The 2,783-nt window shown below is 72.9% G+C and carries 2 protein-coding genes; one reads left to right on the top strand and one right to left on the bottom strand.

Annotation, left to right across the window (positions count from 1 at the left end; genetic code table 11):
* Positions 1 to 1,099, bottom strand: a 1,099-nt coding sequence (locus ABZ749_RS33240) for an FAD-binding oxidoreductase (RefSeq protein ID WP_357234918.1), incomplete at its 3' end; no start/stop codon positions are given.
* A 96-nt stretch (positions 1,100 to 1,195) separates the two neighbouring features.
* On the opposite strand from ABZ749_RS33240, the gene ABZ749_RS33235 reads away from it, so the two are divergent.
* Positions 1,196 to 2,783, top strand: a 1,588-nt coding sequence (locus ABZ749_RS33235) for a prolyl oligopeptidase family serine peptidase (protein ID WP_357234916.1), incomplete at its 3' end; no start/stop codon positions are given.

Genomic DNA, 2,783 nt, shown 5'->3' with positions numbered 1-2,783 from the left:
CGCGCACCGGCACCGGCGCTCCGGCCGCGTCGCGCAGCGCGTAGACGGCCGCGTGCAGGTCGCCGATCGGCACCTCCAGTCGCAGCGCCGTGTCACCGGGCGCGAACGGGTAGCGGCGCCACCACGTCGGCGCTGAGTGGGCGATCGTCGCCTCCCCGTGCAGCAGCCCGACCAACCGCTCGGCGCGCTCATTGACGTCGGCGGGGCCGCCCTCCAGCAGCACCACCAGGCTCCCAGCCCGGGACGGCGCACCAGCCCGGCCGGACATCGACGGGTGGCGCTCCCGGGCGGTGGCGGCCGGGTGACCGGGCGGGTACGACGTACGGGGGCGGGGGGTGCCCCCGGGCAGGTCCAGCTCGATGGCCGACGGCTCCAGCCGAGCGGCGAGGATCGTCCGGACCAGGTCGTGCACCTCCAACGGCGTCCACACCGGGCGGGACACCCAGAGCCTGCTCGCCGGCACCGGCTGCACCCGCAGGCTCGCCGACACCAGCACGCCGAGCGCGCCCTGGGAGCCGCAGAGCAGGCGGGCCAGGTCGAGCCCGGGCGCGCCGCCGCCGATGCTGATCAGCTCGCCGTCAGCGGCGAGGTAACGCACACCGAGCAGTTGGTCGCAGGGGCTGCCGTGGCGGTGGCGTAGCGGGCCGGCCTCGCCGGCGGCGAGCACACCGCCCAGTGTCGCGCCGGGTGAGGGGGCGTCCATGGCGAGCCGCTGCCCGGTGCGCTCCAGGGTGGCCTGCACCGCCCGCAGTGGAGTGCCGGCACCCACGTCGGCCACGAGCGAGTCGACCGGCTCGTGACCGATGCCGGCCAGCCGGCCGGTGTCGAGCAGGATGTCGACCTGAACGGGGGCGGCGCCCCAATCGATCTTCGTGCCCGCGCCTCGGGGCACCACAGTCAGATCGTGCACGGCGGCCAGCCGCAGCACCTCGGCGGCGGCGTGCGGGCCGCCCGGGACGGCGACCCAGCGCGCCGGTCGCCCCGCCACCTCGTCGGCGGGCCCGGCCAGCCGGGAGAACGGCGGACCGCAGATCGCCGCCAACCGCCGGGTGATCTCGAGGGCTCCGGACCGGCCTAGGGAACTCGCTGCTGCCGCCATGCCGGCCATCGTACATGTGTTCGAAAGCCGTGGCGGCGAGTATCGGGATGCCGCTGGTCCGGCGCGCTGCGGCTGCCGGCCGGTAACGTGGCCGCCGTGACCACCGAGACTGCCCCGCCCGCGGCGAAGCGGGTGCCCAGCGAGCGCACCCACCACGGCGACACCGTCGTCGACGAGTACGCCTGGCTCGCCGCCAAGGACGACCCGGAGACGATCGCCTACCTGACCGCCGAGAACGAGTACACCGACGCGCGCACCGCACACCTGGCCGACCTGCGGGCCGACCTGTTCGAGGAGACTCGCCGACGCACCCAGGAAACCGACCTGTCAGTGCCGACCCGCAAGGGCGGGCACTGGTACTACACCCGGACGGTCGAGGGACAACAGTACGGAGTGCAGTGTCGCCGGGCGGTCCGCGACGGTGAGACCGACCCGCCGGTCAGCGCGGACGGCGCCCCGCTCGACGGCGAGGAGGTGCTGCTCGACGGCAACCTGCTGGCCGAGGGGCACGACTTCTTCTCGCTCGGCGCGTTCGACGTCAGCCCGGACGGTCGCTGGCTGGCCTACTCCACCGACTTCTCCGGTGACGAGCGGTTCACCCTGCGGGTGAAGGACCTGACCACCGGCGAGCTGCTGCCGGACGAGGTGCCTGACACGTTCTACGGCACCGCCTGGTCGTCGGACGCCTCGGTGCTGTTCTACGTGACAGTGGACGACGCCTGGCGACCGAACCGGGTCTGGCGGCACACCATCGGCTCCGCCGCCGCCGACGACGTGGTGGTCCACCAGGAGGACGACGAGCGGTTCTGGGTGGGGGTGGAGCTGACCCGGTCGGAGAAGTTCATCCTCATCGACGTGCACAGCAAGGTGACCAGCGAGGTGCTGGTGATCCCCGCCGGCAACCCGACCGGCGCGCCGGCTGTGATCGCCCCCCGCCGACAGGGCGTCGAATACACGGTGGAGCACCACGGCCACCGTTTCCTGATCCTGCACAACGACGGCGCGGAGGACTTCGCGCTGGCGTTCACCTCGGCGGACGTACCGGGCGACTGGGTGCCGCTGATCGAGCACACCCCCGGCACCCGACTGGAGGCCGTCGACGCCTTCGCCAACCACCTGGTGGTGTCGCTGCGCACCGACGGGCTCACCGGGCTGCGGGTGCTGCCGGTGGGCAGTGACGACGGGTACGACATCGACTTCCCCGAGCCGCTCTACAGCGTCGGGTTGGACGCCAACCCGGAGTACCGCACCGGCCAGGTCCGGCTGCGCTACTCCTCGCTGATCACCCCCGACTCGGTGTACGACTACGACCTGGTCACCCGGCAGATGGTGCTGCTCAAGCAGAAGCCGGTGCTGCCCGGTCCGGACGGGCGACCGTACGACCCGGCCGAGTACGAGCAGCACCGTGACTGGGCGCTCGCCGACGACGGCACCCGGGTGCCGATCTCACTGGTCTGCCGCGTCGGCACCCCCCGGGACGGCTCGGCGCCCTGCGAGCTGTACGGCTACGGCTCCTACGAGGCCAGCATGGACCCGTGGTTCTCGGTGGCCCGGCTGTCCCTGTTGGACCGGGGTGTGGTCTTCGCGGTGGCGCACACCCGGGGCGGCGGTGAACTGGGCCGACGGTGGTACGACCAGGGCAAGCTGCTGGCCAAGAAGAACACCTTCACCGACTTCGTGGCGT

This window comes from Micromonospora sp. NPDC047753, from assembly GCF_040642735.1.
Classification (GTDB): Bacteria; Actinomycetota; Actinomycetes; order Mycobacteriales; family Micromonosporaceae; genus Micromonospora.
The sequence above is the reverse complement of the archived record's forward strand: the minus strand, read 5'-3'. Positions and strand labels throughout refer to the sequence as shown.